General features: G+C 57.0%; 10 protein-coding genes. 8 read left to right on the forward strand and 2 right to left on the reverse strand.

The features are described 5' to 3' along the window. Positions 1 to 230: 230 nt before the first annotated feature. Positions 231 to 1,844 (forward strand): APC family permease, encoded by a 1,614-nt coding sequence (locus tag U6G28_05565; protein ID WRS31148.1) that lies wholly within the window; start codon positions 231 to 233, stop codon positions 1,842 to 1,844. A 254-nt stretch (positions 1,845 to 2,098) separates the two neighbouring features. Here the strand turns inward: U6G28_05565 and U6G28_05570 are convergent, their stop codons facing one another. Further along, positions 2,099 to 2,827 (reverse strand): YggS family pyridoxal phosphate-dependent enzyme, encoded by a 729-nt coding sequence (locus tag U6G28_05570; protein ID WRS31149.1) that lies wholly within the window; start codon positions 2,825 to 2,827, stop codon positions 2,099 to 2,101. A 348-nt stretch (positions 2,828 to 3,175) separates the two neighbouring features. On the opposite strand from U6G28_05570, the gene rpoB reads away from it, so the two are divergent. Both rpoB and U6G28_05580 read left to right on the forward strand, forming a co-directional pair. Then, positions 3,176 to 6,667 (forward strand): DNA-directed RNA polymerase subunit beta, encoded by a 3,492-nt coding sequence (gene rpoB, locus U6G28_05575; GenBank protein ID WRS31150.1) that lies wholly within the window; start codon positions 3,176 to 3,178, stop codon positions 6,665 to 6,667. 28 nt (positions 6,668 to 6,695) lie between these two features. Further along, positions 6,696 to 10,586 (forward strand): DNA-directed RNA polymerase subunit beta', encoded by a 3,891-nt coding sequence (locus tag U6G28_05580; GenBank protein WRS31151.1) that lies wholly within the window; start codon positions 6,696 to 6,698, stop codon positions 10,584 to 10,586. A gap of 151 nt (positions 10,587 to 10,737) precedes the next feature. Here U6G28_05580 and U6G28_05585 read toward each other — a convergent pair whose 3' ends face one another. After that, positions 10,738 to 11,916, reverse strand: coding sequence for an ROK family transcriptional regulator (locus U6G28_05585; protein WRS31152.1), 1,179 nt, complete (start codon positions 11,914 to 11,916; stop codon positions 10,738 to 10,740). 265 nt (positions 11,917 to 12,181) lie between these two features. On the opposite strand from U6G28_05585, the gene U6G28_05590 reads away from it, so the two are divergent. The 5 genes from U6G28_05590 to U6G28_05610 all read left to right on the forward strand — a co-directional run bounded on the left by U6G28_05590 (position 12,182) and on the right by U6G28_05610 (position 18,224). Next, a complete protein-coding gene (locus U6G28_05590; protein ID WRS31153.1) occupies positions 12,182 to 13,285 on the forward strand; it encodes a substrate-binding domain-containing protein in 1,104 nt (367 codons plus the stop codon). A 121-nt stretch (positions 13,286 to 13,406) separates the two neighbouring features. After that, complete coding sequence (locus U6G28_05595; GenBank protein WRS31154.1) at positions 13,407 to 14,957, forward strand: sugar ABC transporter ATP-binding protein; 1,551 nt, start codon at positions 13,407 to 13,409, stop codon at positions 14,955 to 14,957. Next, positions 14,950 to 15,930, forward strand: a complete 981-nt coding sequence (locus tag U6G28_05600) for an ABC transporter permease (protein WRS31155.1) — start codon at positions 14,950 to 14,952, stop codon at positions 15,928 to 15,930. Before U6G28_05595 ends, U6G28_05600 begins: the two co-directional genes overlap by 8 nt. After that, positions 15,927 to 16,922, forward strand: a complete 996-nt coding sequence (locus U6G28_05605) for an ABC transporter permease (protein ID WRS31156.1) — start codon at positions 15,927 to 15,929, stop codon at positions 16,920 to 16,922. The genes U6G28_05600 and U6G28_05605 overlap by 4 nt, the downstream gene beginning before the upstream one ends. A 45-nt stretch (positions 16,923 to 16,967) precedes the next feature. Further along, complete coding sequence (locus U6G28_05610) at positions 16,968 to 18,224, forward strand: Gfo/Idh/MocA family oxidoreductase (GenBank protein WRS31157.1); 1,257 nt, start codon at positions 16,968 to 16,970, stop codon at positions 18,222 to 18,224. Positions 18,225 to 18,251: the final 27 nt, after the last annotated feature.

Genomic DNA, 18,251 nt, shown 5'->3' on the forward strand with positions numbered 1-18,251 from the left:
AAGGGAACCGGAATTCTGCTCCCATGCACCGAAGGCTGGTCAGCACTCTCGACGTCTGAAGAATCGATACTGCTCAACGACCTTGCGCCCAGGATGCAGGAATCCGAACGTAAAGTGCAACACCGGAAGCCGGGGTAAGAAATATATGTCCCCCGGTCAAACCTCGGTTCTTTGGGAATTCGGAACTCAACATGTAGCACACTGGTAAGGATCGCAGAAAGGTGGTTGTGATGAGCGCTCCAAGTCAGGGAACAAAAGGTAGTACAAATGTAGGGGCGAGCGTAGCGAAGCTCTCCTTTATTTCTATCTTCTTACTGGGAATAAACGGCATCATTGGCTCCGGAACTTTCCTCCTTCCCCAAGAAATCTACGAGGACGCAGGATTCCTTCTTGGCATGGGGGTGATCCTGTTCGCAGGTATCGCCACGACGTTGATCGCGTTCTGCTACGCGGACCTTTCCGGGAAGTTCAGCGGGGGAGGTGGAGCCTGGCTCTACTCGTACACGGCCTTTGGCAAGTTCACTGGATTCCAAGTTGGCTTTTTCATGTGGTTCTCCGGCATCGTTTCAATCGCCGCTGAGGTTGCAGCACTAATTCGAATTTTCAGGAACGTAATCCCGGCGCTTAAGAGCGATGTCCTCTCAATCATTTGTGGCACCGTTCTGATCGTGCTATTGGGGCTCATCAACTGGTTCGGAATGAAGAGCGTCAAGTGGGTAAGCAACCTGTCCTCCGCCACAAAGATCGGCGCGGCACTCTTCTTTGTTGTAGTTGGCGTCTTCTTTATGAAATGGGCGAACCTCGGACCCGTCTCTGCGGCTCACGGCGGGAGCGTGGTGGAGCAGTTCAGCACAACATACGCGATTGTCTTCTACATGTTCACCGGGTTCTCGTTCCTGCCAATAGCGGCACGAAAGATGAAGAATCCGCAGAAGAACCTTCCGCGTGCGCTGATCTCAATCATGCTCTCGGTCACCGCCATCTACTTGCTGGTTCAGTTCGTTGTGGTTGGCAACCTTGGAACAGAGACAGCGAAGTCGACCATCCCGGTGGCCGAGGCGATGCTAAAGAGCGTCGGAGAGTGGGGCTACTACATAATCATCGTTGGCAGTGCCGTGTCAGTGTTCGGCGTTGCCTTTACCTCCGCGTTTGAGGTGCCGGTTATTGCCTCAACCCTCGCCGATGAGCACAACCTGCTTCCCCCGATCTTTGCTAAGAACAACAAGTTTGGGGCGCCCTTCGTCTCGATCATCCTCACGGTCGTTGTCAGTGCGGCACTTCTTTGGACCGGCTCATACGTGTTCCTGGCGACCTGTATGGTTTGCGCGAACTTTATCCAGTACGTGCCGACAATTCTCGCGGTCGTGAAGCTGCGGAAGATGCCTAGTGCTCCTGGTGCGATGTCTTTGAAGGGCGCTCGCGCGTGGGTGGTAGCGGGACTTGCATTGGTTAGTTCGCTGTACGTTCTCACTGGTTTCAACTGGAAGGTGATCGCGGTCGCCGCCGCAGTGTTTGTGATTGCGACCGTCGTTTACTTCTGGGATGAGGCATCCAGGAAGAAGCGTGGGCTGACTCTGGGGAGCTCGACGGGAGAGGCCACGAAGGTTGCTGTTGCCTCGGCCATCGCTGGGACTGTGCCCGCGGTGGCGCCCGCGTCTGGATCTGCCACGGCCACAAGTGCCGCTACGTCCGCTCCTGGTACTACTGGGGCTGCTACTACGGCGACGACCGCGTCTGTACCTGGACCCACGATGCCGGTGGTTGACGGTGCGGCAATGCACGCCGTTAGCGCTGGCGCGTCCCACGTTTCACAGACTTTGGCAACTAGCGCAACAAAGTCGTAACGCCAAGGACTGCACCTAGATTTTGGTATTTGTATCGGGTTTTCGAGTGCCGAGTTCTACCAAACAAGTAGGCGCAGGTGTCTACGATTTCGAGGGGACATCTGCGCGCGGAAGACAGCCGCTCTTATGAGGCGCTTGCAATTGGGCGAATTGCCTTTAGTTCGGTGTCAATCTCGGCGCCAATTAGGTCTTCGAGTACATCGCCGAGTGTTGTAGTACTTCCCGCTGATCCTGGGGATCACGTTCGGGGCGGATTAGCTTCTCGGCCCGAAGAGTGCGCTCCCCACTCTCACTATCGTGGCTCCCTCTTCGACCGCGATTGGGTAGTCCCCGGACATCCCCATGGAGAGCTCGGCGAGTTCTACCCCATCCCCCTCGTACTGCGGGGCGAGGCGGTCACGAAGTTCGCGCAGGTCGGCGAAGGTGCGGCGAATCACCGCCTCGTCATCAGTAAGTGGAGCCATGGTCATGAAACCGCGCACGATGAGTCCCGGCAGCCCCGCAACAACATCAAGAATCTCGGGGACCTGTGCCGGTGACAGACCATATTTGGCTTCTTCACCCGAGGTGTTGACCTGTAGAAGCACATCGAGAACTCGTCCGGTGGACTTGGGGAAACTTGCCCGGGAGAGAGCTTCGGCAATCCTTAGCGAATCGACCGACTGCACCTCCTTGGCAAGGCGTGCTACCTGGTTCGCCTTGTTTGTCTGGAGGTGCCCGATCAAGTGCCAGGTGGGGCCGAGGTCTGCAAGCGCGTCGGCTTTTCGCTTCATCTCCTGGACCCGATTCTCTGCGAAATCGTGGTAGCCAAGGGCGTAGGTTGCTCGTAACACCTCGGTTGGCACAGTCTTGGTGACCGGAAGCAACACGATCTCGGACGAATCTCGCCCTGCACGCTCCGCCGAGTCTTCGATGGTGGATAGCACCCGCTCGAACCGTTCACTTAGAACAGGGAGGAGATTGCTACCAGTTTCATCTGCCATAAGACCTAGCTTAACCATCTCAATGTCACCGACCCGTAACCCGGACTACTCCCGTCTGTGGCGGGACTGCCGACCAATATGGGCTAACGGCCCGACAGACTCGCAGGTCCCGATGAACCCGAACGGCGGCCGGAGGTGCGCGAGATCACCCGGCGAACCATTGCTATACACCAAGCACCCCAATAAACTCAATATCTGCGCCCAAAGTGTCCGAGGTGACCTGTATCCACACGCCGAAGAGCGCCAAGCGTGCAGGAACTGCGTCAGTTAGGGACCGGTGTGCATTCGCGCGCAACCGCATGATGATATCCCCTCAAGGATATCGCGACCTGCCGGGAAGGATCCCCTTTGGCTTCCAGTGCTTCCGCGGAAACAACCGCATTCGAGCCTAAGAAACGTATTTCGTTCGCGAAGCTGCACCAGATTATGCAGCCGCCGAGCCTGCTAGAAATCCAACGTCAAAGCTTTGACTGGCTTCGTGGTGCCCCAGAATGGGAGCGTCGCGTGGCCGTTGCTCAGGAAGTCGGCCGCACTGACTTCCCAGACAAGTCCGGCCTAGCCGAACTGTTCGAGGAAATCTCCCCGATCACCGACCTCGCCGAGACCATGGAGCTCGAGTTCCATGATCCCACCCTCGAGGATCCGATTCACGATCCCGACGAGTGCCGCGAGCGCGACCTGACCTACTCCGCCAAGATGTACGTCAAGGTCGACTTCACCTACCGTGAGACCGGTGAAATCAAGTCCCAGACTGTCTTCATGGGTGACTTCCCCCTGATGACTCCCGAGGGCACCTTCATCATCAACGGCACCGAGCGCGTTGTCGTTTCTCAGCTGGTCCGTTCCCCTGGCGTTTACTTCGAGCGCCAGGCCGACAAGACCTCTGACCGCGACATCTTCTCGGCCCGTATTATCCCGAGCCGCGGAGCCTGGCTTGAGTTCGAGATCGACCGCCGCGACGCTGTCGCTGTTCGTATCGACCGCAAGCGCAAGCTTCCCGTTACCCTGCTTCTCAAGGCCATCGGCCTAACCGGCGAGGAAATCCGTCAAGAGTTCGAGGACTACCCGCTGCTTCTCGAGACCCTCGACAAGGATGGCGTCGAGACACAGGACGAGGCGTTGCTGACCATCTACCGCAAGGTTCGCCCAGGCGAGCAAGCGAGCGTCGAGGCGGGCGAGAACCTGCTGCGCAACTTCTACTTCGCCCCTCGTCGCTATGACCTGGCCAAGGTTGGTCGCTACAAGATCAACAAGAAGCTTGGTTTGGATGTCGCGCTCACCCAAGGCACCCTCACCGAGACCGACATTGTCGCCACGGTGAAGTACATGCTTGCTCTGCAGCGCGGCGAGGAGACCCTTCCCGGCATTCGCGCCGGCAAGCCCGCCGAGATCCGCGTTGAGTCCGACGATATCGACAACTTCGGTAACCGTCGTGTCCGCGCCGTCGGTGAATTGATCCAGGGACAGATGCGCACGGGTCTAGCCCGCATGGAGCGTACCGTCCGCGAGAAGATGTCGACGCACGAGGTTGAGTCAATCACCCCGAACACCCTTATCAACATCCGTCCTCTGACGGCCGCGATCAAGGAGTTCTTCGGGACCTCTCAGCTGTCGCAGTTTATGGACCAGAACAACCCGCTCGCGGGTCTGGGACACAAGCGTCGTCTCTCTGCCCTCGGCCCCGGTGGTTTGTCCCGTGACCGCGCGGGTATGGAGGTCCGTGACGTTCACCCCTCGCACTACGGCCGCATGTGCCCGATCGAGACCCCTGAAGGTCCGAACATTGGCCTTATCGGCAACCTGGCAACGTTCGCCCGCATCAACGAGTTCGGTTTTATCGAGACGCCGTACCGCGTGGTGAAGAAGGGTAAGGTCACGGACGAGGTTCACTACCTCACCGCGGACGACGAGATCGGCCAGTTCATCGCCCAGGCATCGGCCCCGGTCGACTCCAAGGGCAAGTTCATCGAGGAGCAGGTTCTCTGCCGCGTTGCGGGCGAGGATCCGACCCTGATTGACGCCGACAAGGTTACCTTCATGGACGTTTCGGCCGGTCAGATGGTTTCGGTCGCAACCTCCCTCATCCCATTCCTGGAGCACGACGACGCGAACCGCGCCCTCATGGGTGCAAACATGCAGCGTCAATCCGTTCCGCTACTCACCACGGAGGCCCCGCTGGTTGGTACTGGCATGGAGCGACGCGCGGCCGCTGACTCTGGCGATATGGCGATCGTTGAGAAGCCCGGTGTTGTTACCGAGGTCTCGGCAGACATGGTCACCGTGGCCAACGACGACGGGACTCGCAAGGTCTACACGCTCGATAAGTTCAAGCGTTCAAACCCGGGTAACTGCATCAACCAGCGCGTCCTGGTGAACGAGGGTGACGTAGTCAAGCCTGGCGACGTTATTGCCGATGGCCCCTCGACCGACGGGGGAGAGCTTGCTCTTGGTAAGAACCTCCTGGTTGCTTACATGTCCTGGGAGGGCCTCAACTACGAGGACGCGATCATCTTGTCGCGCCGCGTCGTGGAGGAAGATGTTCTCACCTCGATCCACATCGAGGAGTACGAGGTTGACGCTCGTGAAACTAAGCTTGGCGTTGAAGAGATCACCCGCGACATCCCGAATATCTCGGAAGAGGCCCTGGCGGACCTCGACGAGCGCGGCATCGTCCGTATCGGTGCTGAGGTGACGGCCGGAGATATCCTCGTCGGAAAGGTCACCCCGAAGGGCGAGACGGAACTGACTTCGGAGGAGCGTCTGCTCCGCGCGATCTTCGGTGAGAAGGCCCGCGAGTTGCGTGACACTTCGATGCGCGTTCCCCACGGTCAGGAGGGCATCGTTATCGATGTTCGCGAGATGACCGAGGAAGACGGAGAACTTGGCCCTGGCGTTCGCCAGTCGGTTCGCGTCTACGTCGCCCAGCGCCGCAAGATCACCATTGGTGACAAGATGGCTGGTCGCCACGGTAATAAGGGTGTCGTCTCTAAGATTCTGCCTGCTGAGGACATGCCGTTCCTTGCCGACGGAACCCCGGTTGACATCATCCTCAACCCGATGGGTGTTCCCGGTCGTATGAACGTCGGACAGGTTCTCGAAACCCACTTGGGGTGGATTGCCAAGCAGGGTTGGGACGCTGAGGAAGCACGCGAGAAGGGCGAGGAGTGGACCGAAAGGCTGCACGCCGATGCTATCTCGGTGGAGCCGAACTCTAAGATCGCAACCCCGGTATTCGATGGTCTTGAAGCAGATGAGCTCCTCGGACTGATGAACGTGACCCGTCCAAACCGCGACGGCAAGCGCATGGTCAACGACCTGGGTAAGGCCCAGTTGTTCGACGGCCGCTCTGGTGAGCCATTCCCGCACCCCATCTCGGTCGGCTACAAGTACATGCTGAAGCTGCACCACTTGGTTGACGACAAGATCCACGCCCGCTCCACCGGCCCGTACTCGATGATTACCCAGCAACCTCTGGGTGGTAAGGCGCAGTTCGGTGGCCAGCGTTTCGGTGAGATGGAAGTTTGGGCTCTTGAGGCTTACGGCGCTGCCTACGCCCTGCAAGAGCTACTGACGATCAAGTCCGATGACACCACCGGCCGCGTGAAGGTATACGAGGCCATCGTCAAGGGCGAGGATATTCCGGAGCCGGGTATTCCCGAGTCCTTCCGAGTCCTCATCCAGGAAATGCGTTCGCTGTGCTTGGCTGTTGAAGCCCTGGACGCCGAAGGCAACACCCTTGAGCTTGAAGAGTCCGAAGAAGATATGCGCGCAGGCGAAGAGCTGGGGATCACCCTTGATGCTCGTCCACTGAGCGGCGCCGCTTCGATCGACCTCGTCTAACCCCGCCGGACCTGAAATAGGAGAGCTAGTGCTCGACACTAAAACATTTGACAGTTTGAAAATCTCCTTGGCTACGACCGAGGACATTGATCGCTGGTCCCACGGCGAGGTCAGGAAGCCTGAGACCATTAACTACCGCACCCTGAAGCCGGAGCGCGACGGTCTGTTCTGTGAGCAGATCTTTGGGCCTACCCGTGACTGGGAGTGTGCGTGCGGTAAGTACAAGCGCGTCCGTTACAAGGGCATCACCTGTGAGCGCTGTGGCGTTGAGGTGACCCGGAGTAAGGTTCGTCGTGAGCGTATGGGCCACATTTCGCTCGCCGCGCCGGTTACCCACATCTGGTACTTCAAGGGCGTTCCGTCGCGTCTTGGATACCTGTTGAACCTGGCCCCCAAGGACCTTGAAAAGGTCATCTACTTCGCCGCCTACATGATTACCGAGGTGGATGAAGAGGGTCGTCGTGAGGACATGGACATGCTCCGCGACGAGATGAACGTTCAGAAGGCTCGTCTGGAGTCGAAGCGTGATAACGAGATCAACGAGATCATGCAGGCTTCCGAGGCCCGCCTTGCTCACCTTGAGGAAGAGGGCGCCAAGTCCGATGTCCGCACCCGTGAGCGTCGTGGCTTCGAACGCGAACAGGCCCAGGTTCGTCGCATGTACGACGCGCAAATCAAGCGTCTTGAGGACGTTTGGGAGCGTTTCCGTGATCTGAAGGTCGGTGACCTTGAGGGTGACAAGCGTCTGTATGAAGAGATGGACGCCCGCTACGGCACCTACTTCAAGGGTTCAATGGGCGCCGAGGCAATCCAAAAGCGCCTGCAGGACTTCGACCTTGAGGGTGAAGTAGAAATCCTCAAGGAGACGATCATCAACGGCTCGTCGCAGCGCAAGGCACGTGCCCTGAAGCGGCTTAAGGTCGTCAACGCGTTCCTATCGACCGGCAACAAGCCCGAGTCGATGGTTCTAACCAAGATCCCGGTTATTCCACCGGATATCCGCCCGATGGTTCAACTGGACGGCGGTCGTTTCGCGACCTCTGACCTGAACGACCTGTACCGCCGCGTTATCAACCGCAACAACCGTCTAAAGCGCATGCTTGACCTGGGCGCTGCCGAGGTCATGATCAACAACGAGAAGCGCATGCTTCAGGAAGCTGTTGACGCACTGTTTGACAACGGTCGTCGTGGCCGTCCTGTTGCCGGTGCCTCGAACCGTCCTCTGAAGTCCATCAGCGACATGCTGAAGGGCAAGCAGGGTCGTTTCCGTCAGAACCTTCTGGGTAAGCGCGTTGACTACTCTGGCCGTTCGGTCATTGTTGTTGGCCCGCAGCTGAAGTTGTCCCAGTGCGGTCTGCCAAAGCAGATGGCTCTTGAGCTGTTCAAGCCGTTCGTTATGAAGCGCTTGGTTGACAAGAACTACGCGCAGAACGTGAAGGCAGCAAAGCGCAAGGTTGAGCGTCAGCGCCCCGAGGTTTGGGACGTCCTTGACGAGGTCATCCGTGAGCACCCGGTTCTGCTGAACCGTGCGCCCACGTTGCACCGTCTTGGTATTCAGGCGTTTGAGCCGCAGCTGATTGAGGGTAAGGCCATTCAGCTTCACCCGCTTGCCTGTGGTGCTTTCAACGCTGACTTCGACGGCGACCAGATGGCAGTTCACTTGCCGCTTGGCGCTGAAGCGCAGGCCGAGGCCCGCATCCTCATGCTCTCCACAAACAACATTCTGAAGCCGTCTGATGGACGCCCGGTTGCTATGCCTTCGCAGGACATGGTTTACGGTCTGTTCTACCTGACAGTTGACGACCTTGAAAGCCACGACTCGGTTCCGGCCTACTCGTCGATTGCCGAGGCAATCATGGCGTTCGATGCGGGCATTATCGGTCTGCAGCAGCCGATCAAGCTGCGCTTTACCGACATTGTTCCGCCGCTCGGTTGGGAGGCTCCAGAGGACTGGTCTGAGGGCGAGGCAATCGAACTGACCACCTCTTTGGGTCGTGCGCTGTTCAATGAGGCGCTTCCACTCGACTACCCGTATGTGAACGAGGTTGTCGAAAAGAAGCTCCTGTCGAAGATCGTCAATGATCTGGCTGAGCACTATCCGAACGTTCTGGTTGCTGACTCTCTGGATGCCCTGAAGGCCGCGGGCTTCTACTGGGCAACCTGGTCGGGTGTAACTATTGCGTTCACGGATATTCAGCCAGCACCTCATAAGGAAGAGATTCTGGCGAGGTACGAGACCAAGGCAGCGGAGATCCAGAAGGAATTCGACCGCGGTCTGATTGACGCTGATGATCGCTACCGCGAACTGGTTGACGTTTGGCAGGACTGCACCGCCGAGGTCGCTAAGGACGCTCGCGAGAACTTCACCCCTGCGAACACCGTTTATCGCATGGTCAACTCGGGTGCTCGTGGTAACTGGTCTCAGATCCAGCAGATCACGGGTATGCGAGGCCTGGTGTCTGACCCGAAGCAGAAGCTGATCGAGCGCCCGATCAAGGCGAACTACCGCGAGGGCCTGACAGTTCTCGAGTACTTCATCGCCACCCACGGCGCCCGTAAGGGTACGGCTGACACCGCGCTTCGTACCGCGGAGTCGGGTTACCTGACCCGTCGTCTGGTTGACGTTTCGCAGGACGTTATCGTTCGTTCCGAAGACTGCGGCACCCGTATGGGTATCGAGATCGCTATCGCGTCCCGCGATGAGGACGGCAAGTTGGTCAAGTCTGACGTTTTGGACACGACCGCCTTGGCCCGTACCCTTGCAACCGACGCGAAGGACGAGGACGGTAACGTTGTCCTCGCCGCGGGTGAAGACGTGACCACTGAGTCTGCCCAAATAATGGTTGACGCAGGTATCGAGAAGATCCGTGTTCGTTCGGTTCTGGCTTGTGAGGCTGCTGTCGGCACCTGTGCCGCCTGCTACGGTCGTTCGCTTGCCACCGGAAAGCGCGTTGACATCGGTGAGGCCGTTGGCATTATTGCTGCTCAGTCCATTGGTGAGCCGGGAACGCAGCTAACGATGCGTACCTTCCACACCGGTGGTGCCGCGTCGGGCGGCTCGGACATCACGCAGGGTCTACCTCGTGTTCAGGAGCTGTTCGAGGCACGTACGCCGAAGGGCGTTGCGGTCATGGCTGAAGCGGCGGGCGTCGTTGAGATTGATGACGAGAACCCGAACCACCGCACCATCATCATCAAGCGTGATGATGACAAGGAAGACCTGCACATCGAGATCACTCGTCGCCAGAAACTTCTGGTCGATACGGGTGATGTGGTGAAGGCCGGTCAGCAACTTACCGAGGGTCGCCTTGATCCGAAGGAGGTGCTGCGTCTTCGCGGTGCGGCTCGCGCCCAGCGTCAGTTGGTGGACGAGGTTCAGGAGATCTACCGTTCTCAGGGTGTTGATATCCACGCGAAGCACATCGAGGTTATCGTCCGTCAGATGATGCGTCGCATTACCGTCCTTGAGCCGGGTGACACGAGGTTCATGCCAGGCGAGTTGGTTGACTCGGTTGCCTTCAAGGAAGAGAACCGTCGCGTGGCCGCTGAGGGTGGCCAGTTCGCGAAGGGCCGTCAGATGCTCATGGGTATCACCAAGGCATCATTGGCAACGGACTCATGGCTGTCGGCTGCATCCTTCCAAGAGACCACAAAGGTCTTGACCGAGGCCGCGATGAACGCCAAGACCGATCCGTTGCTGGGCCTGAAGGAGAACGTCATCCTGGGTAAGTTGATTCCTGCCGGAACCGGCCTTGCCAGGTACAACAACGTGACCGTTGAGCCGACCGCCGAGGCGATGGCAGAGATGAACTACAGTCCGCTGGACTTTGCCCTCCCCGAGGACAATACCGGTCTGGAGGACTTCGTGAACTCCCTGGAGAACATCGACTTCGGACTGGGCTTCTCAAGCCAGCAGTAAGTAGTAGGACCAAGTATTCGCACAACTGGGGGAACCGTCGCGAAAGATCTCGTGGCGTGACCCAGTTGTGCGAATGGTCCGCACTCGCGGCATATCGGAACCTTCCCACAAATCGTTCGAAGGTGACTTTTTGGTCCTTGAGATGTGCGGGCTAGTTCGCGACGAGCGCCGTTAGCCCTCCCGCATTCTCGAACGCATACATCCCGGCGCCGATGAGTTTTCCTTCGTCTCCGAGCTCCGCAGTACGGAGTTCGGGCATATTGATAACGTTTCCTTCAAGCCTTTGTCTGATCATTGGGATAAGTAGACCCGACCAACGTTCAAATAGCCCGCCAAAGACAACAATATCTGGTGCAATCATTGCGCAGACATTTACCAAGTGGAATGCGTATTCATCTGCTACAGATTCCACCATCTCAAGTGCTTCCAAGTCCCCGTCCTGGGCGGCTGCGAAAACTACATCTGCGCTCTCAACCTCCGGCGACACCACCCGGGCGTCTATTGCCCGCTGCAAGATTCCTCCAGAACCCAACTCTGTTTCTAGGTGTCCAAAGCCGTATCGCTTGTGGTGCAGGCCCGAAGGGTCACGGAGCATCCGTCCGAATTGTCCCGCAGCGCCCTGATTGCCTCGCCAGAGCCTTCCATCCTCGACGATTCCGGCGCCGACACCTTGAAAGACGGCCATGGCCACCAGTGTCTTGTGGTCTGGAGAGAGCAGATGCCGGTATTCGGCGTACGCGATTAGGTTCACGTCGTTCTCAAGAGTTATCGGTACGTCTGTCGCGTACTGAAGCTCTTGCAGGACATCCAAGTCGTACCACTCAAGTGCGGGAGCCAACAGAACCTGCCCCTGAGAGCTGACTGGTCCGGGGACCGACACTCCGACGGCGACTAGTGTGTGCTCCTCACAGGCATCCCACTCAGCGATTACCTCCTTTACCAACTCAAGTTTCTGTCGCGCTGAGGTGTGCTGCCAGTCGAGTGAAGATCGGTTAATGATTCGGCCCGTGAGGTCAAGTAAAGCAATCTCGATTGCGTTCTCCCATAGGTCAATCGCCAGGATCGTCCTTGCTCGAGGCTGGAACTTGACCAACATTGACGGTCGTCCGCCGGTTGTTTCGTCGTTTCCTGCCTGATCGACCAAGCCCCTGCGCATCAATGCTGCGGTGAGTCGATTGACCGTAGCGGGATTCATCCCTGTAGCCCTCGCAATGGCAACACGTGAAGAAGGGCCTTCCTTGATCAGAGACTCAAGTACTCGGACTCTGTTGCGAGCCGATACGTCGTAAGAGGAAGCTACCGTTGTTGCCTGGACGTCTCTAGTGTGCATATGTTCCTTGGCTAGGGGGCGGCCTTATCTGCGTTCGCTTGCAGCGTGGGAACTCTAGCAGCACCTCCATGAGCCACCTACGTTGCATAGGATTCATAGTTATTGTTCTTTATTGAAATGTTACCCTCCTGTTACCGCCGTCTCCCCCAAGGGATGTAGCATAAACATGACCGTTATTTGCGGGGTGCAAATAAGCAGAAAATCACCGCAGATGCGCTCATGGTCCAAAATCGGACGCAGATCAGAGTCCAAAGGGGGACGTGAAATGAAGTTATCAACTAAGCTCGTAGGCCTATTAGCGGTCGCGGGCCTCTCTCTGGCGGCTTGCTCATCGCCAGCGCCAACACCCAGCGAGGAGCCAGCTGAGAGCGGAGGCGCATCGACGGAGGAAGACACTACCGATGCGAATGCCGGTCCCTTCACCATTGGTGTTAGCAATGCCTTCGTTGGCTCTGAGTATCGCACTCAGATGATCGATGCCATTCAAGAAGTTGCTGACGAATACAAGGGGCAGGGCCTAATCGATGAAGTGGTCATGGAGAACGCTGATGCGGACGTGAATGGCCAGATTCAACAAGTTCGTAACCTGATCAATCGTGGTGTGGACGTGATCATTATCGATCCCAACTCTGCGACCGCTCTTGATGCTGTTTTCAAGGAAGCTGAAGCTCAGGGAATCAAGGTCTATGCCATCGATCAGGCTGTCGAGACCGAGTCGGTGCTTAATATAGGCATCTCCCAACAAGATCTGGGCGAAGCGTCGGCAAAATGGTTTGCTGAGAAGGTAGGCAAGGGCGCCAAGATTGTAACTGTTGAAGGCTCTGCAGGAAACCCAGCAACCGAGGCTCGCTGGGCCGGTGCTGAGCCGGTGTTTGAGGAGTACGGAATCGAAGTACTGACCCGCGGTGATGGTGGTTGGGACCAGACCACCGGACAAACCGTTGCTACTGACCTGCTTGCTACGTACCCGGACATTCAGGGCATCTGGACCTACGACGGAATGGCACAGGGAACCCTGAAAGCGCTTGAGGCTGCGGGCAAGACCGATTCGGTCGTGACCATGGGTGAGGCTCGTGGCGGATTCATGCGCATGTGGAACGATTTGCTATCAACAGGTTTCGAGACCGCCGGCGTAGTAAATCCTCCGGGGACCGGAGCTACTGCACTGCATTTCGCTGTGAATGAACTTCAGGGTAAGACCCTCGACTCCTCGAAGGTTACGGACGGTCACAACATTGTCCTCCCCCTCGCCCCGCTGGTAACCAATGAGAACTTCGTTGAGATTTGGGAGCCGATTTCGGATGTCGAAGATGGATACGTTGTTGACTCGATCATGACCGCTGACGAAGTGGCGGCGTACTTCAAGTAATCGGTAAAAAGAAGGTACTCCCAATATCCGATAGGGGCCAGGTTCTGCAGGGCGGTGGACGTCGCTGAATGCGCGTCCACCGCGGCCCCTCCGTCAGGTGAAAGAGGAAGAAGGCGACCAGATGCCTTTCCTACAAATGGAAAATGTGCATAAGCGTTTTGGTGGCGTGCGTGCGCTCCAGGGAGCCAATTTGAGTGTTGAAGCAGGCGAAGTTCACGGACTGCTCGGTCCGAACGGATCCGGCAAATCGACCCTCAACAAGGTTCTTAGCGGCACAGTAAACCCTGATCGGTCTCAGATAACCATTGATGGAGTGCGGGTGCAGATAAGTCGGCCCCTAGATGCTCACCGTCATGGAGTCGCTTCGGTCTATCAACAGCTTTCTTTGGTGCCGGACCTCAGTATCATGGACAACCTACTGCTTGGCACTGAGATCACCAGGAAAGGGTTCATCGACCGAAAGCGCTCTCGGGAGTATGCAAAAGCTGCCTTAGAACACTTCATGCCTGGTATGGATCGGGGCATATCACTCAATACTGAGATCAGCGAACTATCTTCGGGCTCTCAGCAACTGGTGGAAATAGCGAAAGCAGTCGCCCGTAAGCCTCGGATTCTAGTGCTTGACGAAGCTACGGCTTCGTTGCGCCGGGACCAGGTGGATCTAGTCTTCGAGATGGTTCAGAATCTTGCGAGCCAGGACGTCGCGGTAGTGTTCGTTTCTCACCGCTTGGATGAAGTCCGTGAAATCTGTGGGCGAGCTACAGTCCTTAGGAACGGACGCACCGTTGCAGCGGTCGATATGGCGGAGACGAGCGAGCCTCAATTGGTAAGGCTCATGGTCGGTGAGTTAGCTGAGGACGAGACGGTCGCCAGAGAAAGGGACCATGCAAAGGCTAGCTATGATGAGATCAGACTCAAGACAATTGACCTTTCCTCAAGCGTTCTAAATGGCGTGAGCATCGATGCTCGCAAGGGGGAGGTCATTGGACTCGGAGGACTACAGGGACAGGGACAATCAGAGCTTCTCCACGTTCTTTTTGGTGACAAGCCCAAGACGAGCGGCGAAGTTCTAGTCGGGGACCAAGCCCAGAACTATCGCTCGCCGCGCGGAAGTATCTCGGCAGGGTTCGCTCTGGTTCCGGGCGATCGAAACAGTCAGGGCTTGTTCATGGTCCGCCCCATCCTGGAGAACCTGGATATTGTCAGCCTGAAGAAGTCTACGGCCGCAGGCTGGTTTGTGAATATGGGGAAGGCCAATAGACGCGCTCAAGGCGAGGTTGAGCGACTTAACATCAAAATCGGGTCCCTGACGGACGCCGTATCAACTCTTTCCGGCGGCAACCAACAGAAGATTGTCCTCGGTAAGTGGTTGATGAACAGGCCACGGATTGTTCTGCTTGATGATCCGACCAAAGGCGTGGATGTCGGGGCGAAAGCGGAGATCTACGACATTATTCGGGGGCTGACTATCGACGGAATCACCGTCGTCATTAACTCGAGTGATGACCAGGAACTCGTTGCACTGTGTGACCGGGTGTTCGTGTTGTACGAAGGCAGGGTGGTTCGAGTTCTTGAGGGCTCTGAGATAACCCAGGACAATCTGGTTGCTTCTGCACTACTGATCGGAGATCAAGAACCGGATCTCGTATCGGAGGAGAGCTGGAATGAATGAATCGATGCCCAAGTCTCTCTCTGATGGCAGTTGGCAGAAACGTCTTACTTTTAGTCTCAACACTGCGGTTACTCTGGGGTTGCTGATAGTCGCTGTTGCGATCAATGCATATCTACAGCCCACTTTTTTCACTCAGTACTCTTTGACCAGTAACTTCGCAACGTTCACCCCGCTCGTGTTCGCAGCAATCGCTCAGGCGATCGTGATTATTGGCGGCGGTCTCGATCTGTCGCTTGGAGCCCAGATCGCTTTTATTTCGGTAGTAGCTCTCAAGGTTATGGATGGACAGGATTCCCGAATATTCCTTGGACTTATCGCCGCGCTCACGACAGGAGCGCTCTGCGGGCTCCTCAACGGTTTCATTGTCGCAGTGGTGCGCCTCCAACCGCTTATAACAACCTTTGCTACCTCCTCGGTCTTCAGTGGTCTCGCACTGGTTGTGTTGCCAACTCCGGGCGGAGCGGTTCCACCTGCCTTGGTCTCTGGTTACCGCATGGCCGTTGCCGCGGTGCCGGTTCCGATCCTTCTTGTATTGCTTGGCATATTGCTCTGGTGGCTTCTGTCGCGAACAAGGTTCGGGAAGCAACTCTATGCTGTTGGTAGCAACCGCGAATCCGCGTATGCTTCGCTGGTCCCCGTCACTTCAGTGACGATTAGAACGTTCATGTTCTCTTCCATGTTTGCTTCTCTTGCTGCGTTGGCGGTGTTGGCCAACACCGGCTCAGGGGACCCTTTCGTTGGTGCAGAGATGGCACTTAACTCGATTGCTGCAGGTGTCTTGGGTGGTATTGCGCTCAGCGGTGGACGAGGCTCACCTCTTGGGGCGGTTGTTGGCGCCATCATCCTTTCGGTGTCTTCAAACATCCTCTTCTTCCTGAATGTGCCGACCACCTACCGCGCTCTCGCTTCGGGAATCATCATCATCGTTGCGTTGGCGCTATCAGTTCTCACGACTAGGAGGACGAAGGCATGAGTACTGCGATTGACACTCCTGTCGAGACTTTGTCGGCCCAAAGTCGCTTCCAGTGGCTTAAGAACCCGGTCCTTATTGCCCTAATAGTGACCATTTTGCTGATCGCACTGGGGCAACTGTTTTCGCCCGGATTCGGGTCTTATAACCAGATAGTCTCGATGTTGCGTGTTGCCTCGTTCCTAGGCTTCCTCGCGATCGGTCAGACTATCGTGATCCTGTCCGGCGGTGATGGCATCGACCTGTCCGTGGGCAAAACTGCGACGTTTGGTGCAATTATCGCTGCCAAGGTGATGGACGGATCGAATGAGAATCTTCTTCTGGGCGTCCTCATCCCGATTCTGGTCGGAGCCCTGATTGGATTGGCCAACGGTTTAGGAATTCTGTTGCTGAAGATTCCGCCGTTCGTCATGACTCTAGGAATGATGGGCGTCGTGACAGGTATGATCCTTGCGTATACCGGAGGCGTGGCCGGTGGGCGTAGCGCCCCGGCGCTCACCGATCTAGTGAACGGACGGTGGCTGTTCAATGTTCCAGGCGTGCTCTTTATCTGGGCAATTGCAATAGTCCTGGTGACGCTTTTCCTGCGCCGTACGACTACCGGCTGGCATATCTTTGCGGTAGGAGCTAATCGAAAGGCTGCGCGTCTTTCGGGCATTCCGGTGGCGCGTACTGTTCTGCTTTCTTATGTGTTGTCGGGTGTATTTGCGGTCATTGGCGGAATGATGATGCTCGGATACACGGAGACGGTGTTTCTCAATTTGGCCGACAACCTCACGCTCACTTCGGTGGCAGCCGTAGTTATCGGTGGGACGCTGGTGGCTGGTGGCGTCGGCGGCTATATCGGTTCGGCCATCGGCGCGGTTTTGCTAACTGTACTCAGTTCGTTCCTGACCACGATCAATATGCCCGAGTCAGGACGGATCATCATCAATGGCGTTGTTCTTATTGTCCTGCTCGCCTTCTACGGCAGACAAAAGAAACTGCGAAGCTAAAAAGATTTACAGGCAAATAGGTCATCGTTAGAGAGGACAAAGGCAATGGCAGCTCGGGAGACGCTCGGCGTCGGTATCCTAGGCGCGGGGTTCATAGGGAACTTCCACGTTGATTCATTTGGCGGGGTGCGAGACGGAGACATTGTTGCCGTCTGTTCCCGCACCAAGAAAAATGCAGAGGCGTTGGCTAGGAAGGCCGAGGACACAGGTGTGGGTAGTGAGGTATCCGCATACGACGATGTGGTGGAGTTAGTTCGCGACCCACGGGTCGACGCGATCTGGGTACTTACGCCGAACTTCACACGTCTGGAGGTCATCAAGGCGATCACGGATGAGCTGAAGGCGGGCCGTGCCGAGCTTAAGGGTATTGCCATTGAAAAACCACTGGGGCGAACCATTGCGGAGGCGCGCGAGGTTCTAGAAATGGTTGAGAGTGTCGGCTTGCTCCACGGATATCTCGAAAACCAGGTCTATTCTCCAGGTTTGGTTCGTTCCCGTGACATCGTCTGGGCTCGTGGGGCTAGCGCCGCGGGCACACCATATCTCGCCCGTGCGGCGGAGGAACATTCGGGGCCGCATAACACCTGGTTCTGGAACGGTGCGACCGAGGGCGGGGGTGTCCTTAATGACATGATGTGCCACTCGGTTGAGGCGGGCCGCTTCCTTCTGTCCCCACCGGGAACCCGTCACTCACAGTGGCTGAAGCCGGTCGCTGTCACTGCAACTATCGCTTCCCTCAAGTGGGGCCGTCCAGCGTATGCAAAGCAGTTGCAGGATGCGTACGAGGGAGTAGTCGACTACACGGAGACACCTTCCGAAGACTATGCACACGCTGTCTTCGAGTTTGTGAACGGTGATGGAGAACCGGTCATCGTTGAGGCCACCACCTCATGGAGCTATGTTGGGGCTGGCCTTCGTCTCTCATTTGAGTTGCTTGGGCCCGAATATTCGATGGAGTCTGACACCCTTTCAACCGAGTCCAAGCTGTTTATGTCGCGAAGCCTTGAACAGTCTGAGGGCGAGGACATGATTGAGAAACAGAATGCCGAGCAGGGCCTGATGCCACTCCTCTCTGATGAGTCGATGTCCTATGGATACACGGGTGAGAACTCATATCTCACCTCTGCTTTCCTTAAGGGAGAGCAGCCGCTGGAGGGTCTTGAGGCAGGACTGGAAGTAATCGAGTTATTGATGGCCGCATACAAGTCTGCGGAAGACGGAAGACGCCTGACGTGGCCGTTGGACCTCGACGATTTTGTTCCGGCGGTGGCCAGGGGTGAGTGGAACCCTAGGAGAGCTTAGGGGCGAGTCGGTGCAAGCAAAAGTCTC

It is taken from the genome of Actinomycetaceae bacterium MB13-C1-2 (assembly GCA_035621235.1).
GTDB lineage: Bacteria > Actinomycetota > Actinomycetes > Actinomycetales > Actinomycetaceae > Scrofimicrobium.

Coding starts and splice junctions, on each gene's coding strand:
- U6G28_05565 (WRS31148.1), top strand. CDS start 231: ATGAGCGCTCCAAGTCAGGGAACAAAAGGTAGTACAAATGTAGGGGCG.
- U6G28_05570 (WRS31149.1), bottom strand. CDS start 2,827: ATGGCAGATGAAACTGGTAGCAATCTCCTCCCTGTTCTAAGTGAACGG.
- U6G28_05585 (WRS31152.1), bottom strand. CDS start 11,916: ATGCACACTAGAGACGTCCAGGCAACAACGGTAGCTTCCTCTTACGAC.
- U6G28_05590 (WRS31153.1), top strand. CDS start 12,182: ATGAAGTTATCAACTAAGCTCGTAGGCCTATTAGCGGTCGCGGGCCTC.
- U6G28_05595 (WRS31154.1), top strand. CDS start 13,407: ATGCCTTTCCTACAAATGGAAAATGTGCATAAGCGTTTTGGTGGCGTG.
- U6G28_05600 (WRS31155.1), top strand. CDS start 14,950: ATGAATGAATCGATGCCCAAGTCTCTCTCTGATGGCAGTTGGCAGAAA.
- U6G28_05605 (WRS31156.1), top strand. CDS start 15,927: ATGAGTACTGCGATTGACACTCCTGTCGAGACTTTGTCGGCCCAAAGT.
- U6G28_05610 (WRS31157.1), top strand. CDS start 16,968: ATGGCAGCTCGGGAGACGCTCGGCGTCGGTATCCTAGGCGCGGGGTTC.